Annotated in this window: 4 protein-coding genes; 1 reads left to right on the top strand and 3 read right to left on the bottom strand. The window is 73.1% G+C overall.

All coding sequences use genetic code 11. The features are described 5' to 3' along the window. Positions 1-52 precede the first annotated feature (52 nt). Positions 53-2,629, bottom strand: coding sequence for an FtsX-like permease family protein (locus tag G5C65_RS29085; protein ID WP_165302023.1), 2,577 nt, complete (start codon positions 2,627-2,629; stop codon positions 53-55). Continuing rightward, positions 2,626-3,390 (bottom strand): ABC transporter ATP-binding protein, encoded by a 765-nt coding sequence (locus G5C65_RS29080; RefSeq protein ID WP_165302024.1) that lies wholly within the window; start codon positions 3,388-3,390, stop codon positions 2,626-2,628. Before G5C65_RS29080 ends, G5C65_RS29085 begins: the two co-directional genes overlap by 4 nt. A gap of 613 nt (positions 3,391-4,003) precedes the next feature. On the opposite strand from G5C65_RS29080, the gene G5C65_RS29075 reads away from it, so the two are divergent. After that, positions 4,004-4,918, top strand: a complete 915-nt coding sequence (locus G5C65_RS29075) for a coiled-coil domain-containing protein (RefSeq protein WP_165302022.1) — start codon at positions 4,004-4,006, stop codon at positions 4,916-4,918. A gap of 68 nt (positions 4,919-4,986) precedes the next feature. On the opposite strand, the gene G5C65_RS29070 is transcribed toward G5C65_RS29075, so the two are convergent. Then, positions 4,987-6,331: SUKH-4 family immunity protein (locus G5C65_RS29070; protein WP_206442395.1), on the bottom strand; the 1,345-nt coding region annotated here is incomplete at its 5' end.

The following is a 6,331-nucleotide window of genomic DNA, read 5'->3' as shown; positions in this document are numbered from 1 at the left end:
GCGCCCGCCCCCTCCCGGGGTTCAGTCCGCCCTCATCGGCGCCCTCCTCGGCTCACTCCGTGGCGATCGCGTTCAGTACGTTCATCCGGCCGGCCCGGAACGCCGGGACCAGCGCCGCGGCCAGTCCGACCACCGCGGACCCGGCGAAGACGCCCAGGATGGTGGGCCAGGGGATCTGCAGCACGTTCAGCCCCTCCAGCGCGAGCAGCCGCTGCGCCGTCGCGCCCCAGCTCATCCCGAGCCCGAGCCCGAGCAGGGCCCCGAAGAGGGCGATGACCACCGACTCCAGCCGGATCATCCGCCGCAGCTGGCGCCGGGAGAGCCCGATGGCCCGCATCATGCCGATCTCCCGGGTGCGCTCCACCACGGACAGGGCCAGGGTGTTCACCACGCCCAGCACGGCGACGACGATCGCGAGGGCCAGCAGCCCGTAGACCATGTTGAGCAGCTGCCCGACCTGCTCCTTCAGCGCCTCCTTGTAGTCGGCCTGGTCCCGCACCTTGAACTGGGGGTAGGGCTTCAGGTCGCTCTTCAGCGCCTGGTACGCGGCGTCCGCGCGCCCGTCCTTCGCGGTGGCGAACATCATCTGGTCGAGCGGCATCCGGTCGGCCGGGAGGTAGCTGCGTACGGTGCGGATGCCCACGTACATCGCGCCCTTGTCCAGCGCCTCGCCCTCGTCCTTGGTGATGGCGGCGACCCGCAGCTTGGCCGTGCGCCCGCGCTCGAAGGCGACGGTCAGGGTGTCGCCGACCTTCACCCCGTGTTCCTCGGCGTAGTCCTGGCCGACGGACATCGCGTCGCGCTCGTAGACGCCGGCCCGGTCGCCGGAGACGGTCTCGCGGCGCAGGTCCTTCATATAGGAGGGGTCGTTCGCGGACAGAATGGTGTCCCCGGTCTTGCCGTCCGGCGCGGTGAGCTTCGCCGGGACGTCCTTGTACCTGGTCACCGTGGCCAGCTCGGGGTTTGCGCGGATCTTCTTCGAGACGGCGGGGGTGAGCGGCTGGCCGGTGTCGTTCTGGATGATGAAGTCCGCGCCGACCGACGCGTCGAGCTGGTCCTCGGCCGAGGCGACCATCGAGGAGCCGACCACCGACAGCGCCGCGACCAGCGCCAGGCCGATCATCAGGGCCGCGCCGGTGGCGCCGGTACGGCGCGGGTTGCGCAGCGCGTTGCGCTCCGAGAGCCGGCCGACCCGGCCGAACGGGCGGGCGACGACCGCCGACAGCACGCGGACGAAGAACCCCGCCACCGTGGGCCCGACGACGATGAACCCGAGCAGCGAGAGCAGCACACCGCCGCCCAGGAACAGCGAGCCCGTAGCCGCCTTGTCCGCCTGGGAAGCGGCCACCAGACACGCCGCGCCGCCGCCGGTCAGCAGCACGCCCAGCACGGCCCGTACGGCGCCCGCGCGGCCGTCCGCGGGGGTGCCCGCGTCCCGCAGCGCGGCCATCGGCGAGACCCGGCCCGCGCGCCGGGCCGGGAGCCAGGCGGCCAGCACGGTGACGACGATGCCGAGTACCAGACCGACGACGGGGGTGGTCCAGACGAGGGTCATCTCGGAGGTGTCCAGGTTGATGCCCATGCTGCTCATGAGCTTCATCAGCCCGACGGCCAGTCCGATGCCCGCGCCCACGCCCAGCACCGAGCCGACCACGCCCAGCAGCAGCGCCTCGGTCAGCACCGACCTGTTGACCTGCCGGCGGCTGGAGCCGAGCGCCCGCATCAGCCCGATCTCCCGGGTGCGCTGGGCGACCAGCATGGAGAAGGTGTTGACGATCAGGAAGACGCCGACGAGCAGGGCGATCCCGGCGAAGCCGAGCAGCGCGTACTTCAGCACGTCCAGGAAGCTGCCCATCTCGTCCCGGTTGGCGTCCGCGGCCTCCTGCTGCGTGCGGTAGGTGTAGCGGTCCGCGCCGAGCTGCTCCGCCACGTTCTTCTTCAGCAGCCCGTCGGTGACGTTGGTGTCGGCGGTGACGGAGACCTGGGTGAAGCGGCCGGTGGCGCCGAGCAGCTTGCGCTGCGCGGTGTCGGTGTCGAAGAAGACGATGGCGGCGCCGGGGTTGGTGACCTTGAACGTGGCGATGCCGGAGATCTTCGCGCGGATGTCGCCGGTGACGGCGATGGTGCGCAGCTCGTCGCCCAGTTCGAGGCCGTGCTTGTCGGCGGTGTCGGCGTCGACCATCACCTCGGTGGGGCCGCGCGGGGCGTGCCCGGAGGTGATCTCCATCGACCTGCGGTCGTTGCGGGTCCAGTTGCCCGCGATGGTGGGGGCTCCGGTGCTGGAGCCCATGTTCTTGTTGTCCTTGTCGACGACGGTGACGCTCTCGCTCGTCACCCCGCCCTCGGCCCGCTTGACGCCGTCAGCGCGGCCCGCGGCTGCGACCGCGGAGGCGGGCAGCGAGGCGGGCTTGCCGGTGTCGGGCGCGTCGTCGTCGTCCGCGTCCTTCGGGGAGACGGTGACGTCCGCCGAGGTCGCGGCGAACAGCTTGTCGAAGGTGGAGCCCATGGTGTCGGTGAAGACGAGCGTGCCGCACACGAACGCCACCGACAGCACCACGGCGATACCGCTGAGCGCCATCCGGCCCTTGTGGGCCAGAAAGTTGCGCAGGGAGGTCTTGACGACGGTCACGACACCCTCCCGAGGGTGTCGAAGTGCTTCATCCGGTCCAGCACGGCCTCGGCGGTCGGCCGGTGCATCTCGTCCACCAGCCGGCCGTCCGCGAGATACAGCACCCGGTCCGCGTAGGAGGCGGCCACCGGGTCGTGGGTGACCATCACGATCGTCTGGCCCAGCTCGTCCACCGAGCGCCGCAGGAAGCCGAGGACCTCGGCGCCGGCCCGGGAGTCGAGGTTGCCGGTGGGCTCGTCACCGAAGATGATCTCGGGCCGCGCGGCGAGGGCGCGGGCCACGGCCACGCGCTGCTGCTGGCCGCCGGAGAGCTGGTTGGGCCGGTGCTTGAGGCGCCCGGCGAGCCCGACGGTCTGGATCACGCGGTCCGTCCACTGCTGGTCGGGCTTACGGCCCGCGATGTCCATGGGGAGGGTGATGTTCTCGATGGCGTTCAGGGTGGGCAGCAGGTTGAACGCCTGGAAGATGAAGCCGATCCGGTCCCGGCGCAGCCGGGTGAGCTTCTTGTCCTTCAGGCCGGTGATCTCCTGCTCGCCGACCCATATCCGCCCCTCGCTCACCGAGTCGAGCCCGGCGAGGCAGTGCATCAGGGTCGACTTGCCGGATCCGGAAGGACCCATGATCGCGGTAAAGGCGCCCCGCATGATGTCCACGTCCACCCGGTCCAGGGCCACCACCCGGGTCTCGCCGGAGCCATACGCCTTCACCACGCCCCGTGCGGCGGCGGCAGCGGCCGTGACTCCCCGCTCGCCCCCGGTCATCGGGTTCACTACAGCCGTGCTCACAGCATGCTCCTCGGGTCTCGTCCGGTGTGGGCCACTCGCGCCGTGCATCGTGCGTGGTGCGTCGTGCAGGTCGAGCCTCCTGGAAGCCGGGGGCCGCCGCGATGGTGCGGATCCGTGTCTTGGGGGTGGGGTAAACCCCACCCGGCCGCGGTCTCCAGGTGCACAGCACGCTACGGAGGGCGAGCGCGGGCGGCGTCGTACGCCGGGACGAAGCGGGACCCGGCTTTCGTCGGGGCAGACCCGTAGGGGTGCCGTCGCGTCGACTGGGGGATCGACCCCGTGTCACCCACACGAATGGCCTGGAGGGGCGGGCGACTGACGCCTCGGGGGCGCCGGTACGACGACCCTTCCGGCGCCGAATGCGGGGCTCAGCGTGCTGGGCACTGCCACCGGGAGCCCCGGACGGCCGTCGCGCGCCGGGGTGCTTTTCGATCAGTTGCGGCGGGTTGTGCCGATTACGGCTACGAAGGTGAAGTAGCGCATGCTGGAGTACAGGCTCGGGCGGAAGTGCGTCGTATGGCCGTCGTGGGGCCACATCGCTCGGTTCGCTCGCTTCGCTCGAATGTGTCGCTGAGGTTAGGGGCTCGAAATGAGTGCGTCGTCGCCGCACGGCTTTGTCGTCGTCCGGGGTCGCGGCTACCGGCCCGAACAGGTGGACGGCCGCATGACCGACCTGAACGGAGAGCGCGACGCGGCGTGGGAGCGCGCCGCGCAACTCACCGTGCTCGCCAAGGAAATGGCCGAGGAAGCCGAACGGCTCCAGGCCCTCGCCGCCTCGCTCCCCCCGCAGACCTACGAGTCGCTGGGCCAGCGCGCCCAGTCACTGCTCGCCACGGCCGACGCGGAGGCCGCGGAGGTACGCACCGCGGGCGAGGCCGAGGCCCAGCAGATCAGCGAACGGGCGGAGGCCGAGGCGCGGCAGCTCAAGGAAGCAGCGCGGGACGAGTCCACCCGGGTGCGGGCCTCGGCCGAGGCGGCGGCGGTCCGCACCATCGACTCGGCGCAGGCCCGCGCCGACGAACTGCGCTCCGAGGCCCGCGCCCAGGCCGAGAAGATCTGCCGGGAGGCGGCGGAGGCGCTCAAGGACATGTCCCGGCGCTGCGCCTCGCTCCTCGCCGAGCAGGAGAAGGAGCAGGCCGCCGAGGCCGACACGACCGACCGCGAGCTGGCCAAGAAGGAGGCCGCGCTGGACGGCCGGATCTCCGAGATGGAGACCCGCGGCGAGCGCGCCCTGGCCGACGCGAGGCGGGCGCACGCGGAGGCCGAGGAGGCCGCCCGGCACCGCAAGGAGGACGCGGAGGCGCAGGGCGCGGAGCTGCTGGCGCAGGCCCGGGTGCGGGAGGAGGGCGTCCAGCGGGAGACCGAGCGGGTGCTGCGGGAGCACGAGGAGCGGCGCGAGGAGCTGCGCCAGCACATGGCGCACGTCCGCTCGTCGCTGGCCTCCCTCACCGGCCGCTCACCCGACGAGGTGGCGACTGCCCTCCCGGCCCAGCAGCCGGGCTGAGCCCGGCCCGGCGGGCTCCCCCTCCCTTCCGGGGGAGCCCGCCGGAGGCCCGGGATCCGGGGTCCGGCTCAGAAGAGGCCGTCCCACATCTGCTCCAGCAGCACGGACCACCAGTTCTCCGGCGAGGACAGCGCCGCCGGGTCCAGCGAGGCGAGCTGCAGCTGGAAGTCGACGGTCCAGCGCCCCGCCTGCTCCTGCGTCAGGCCGTACCGCAGCCGCCACATCCGCCCCAGCATCGCCAGGCAGCGCACGAACTCCGGCAGCCCGGTGTTCACGAACTGCGGTGCCCCCGCGGGCTGCCCCGCCGCCGGGGCCTCCAGCGGAACGGCCACGATGTGCGCCGTCCCGTACTGCACACACAGCTGACGCCCGAAGTCCGTCCCCATCACGAGATACGACGCCGCGTCCGGCGCCGCCTGGACGCCCCGCTCCTGCGCCAGCTCGGCCAGCGTCGGCACCGGCCGGCCCGGCTGGGCCTGGCCCCAGAAGAACGGGCCCATGTCGATCGGTACACCGGCCCACACCAGGGTCTGCGCCACGATGTCCGGCACGCCCTGCCGGGAGACGGCCCGCTGGTCGAAGCGGAACACCCCCTGCGGCCCGAACGCCTGCATGAGCTCCTGGCCGATCGCGTCCGGCGGCACCGGCGGCGCGGGCTGGATCTGGTGCGGCGGCGGCAGCGGGACCCGGTTCGGCGCCGGACGCGCCGGGCCGTCCGCCACCTGATGCAGCTCGCCCTGGTGCTCGACCAGATGCCGCATGCCCTGCTGCCGGGAGGCGTGGTCCGTCCCGTACGAGGCGGTGTGGCTGACCCGCACCTGGGGCCAGGTCTCCCGGATCATCCGGGTGCAGTAGCCGCCCGGCAGGCTGCAGGACTCCAGCTCGGTGTGCAGCTCCACCACCTGCTGCGGCGGGACGTTCATGGCCCGCAGCTCGTGCAGGATCTGCCACTCCGGGTGCGGGGCGCCGGGCGCCGAGCGGCGGATGAGCTGCTGCTCGGAGCCGTCCGGTGCGCGGTAGCGGAGCACGGCCATATAGCCGGGGCCCACGACCGGCTGGCCCGGCGCCTGCGGATAGCCGTACGCGGGCGGCGCACCCGGTGCCCCCGGGGGACCCGGGGGCACCCCGGGACCCGGAGGTGCGCCGGCGGGCGCGCCCGGCATGCCGGGGGGCGCGGGCGGCGGAGGCGCCATGCCGCGCCCCCGCCCGTCGGACGGGTTGGCCAGCATCGTCGCCGCCTGGTGCACACCGCCGCCGCCGGTGTCGCCGGGCTTGTCGGCGGCCGGCTGCTGCCCGCTCTCCTCGACCTGCGCGTTGACGTCGTCGGAGGAGACGAGCTGCGTCGGCACATACCCGCCGCCGGGCGCCCCCGGCGCCCCGGGCGGCGGCGCACTCCCCTGCCCCGGCGCCCCC

This window comes from Streptomyces boncukensis, assembly GCF_011045075.1.
Classification (GTDB): domain Bacteria; phylum Actinomycetota; class Actinomycetes; order Streptomycetales; family Streptomycetaceae; genus Streptomyces; species Streptomyces boncukensis.
The sequence above is the reverse complement of the archived record's forward strand: the minus strand, read 5'-3'. Positions and strand labels throughout refer to the sequence as shown.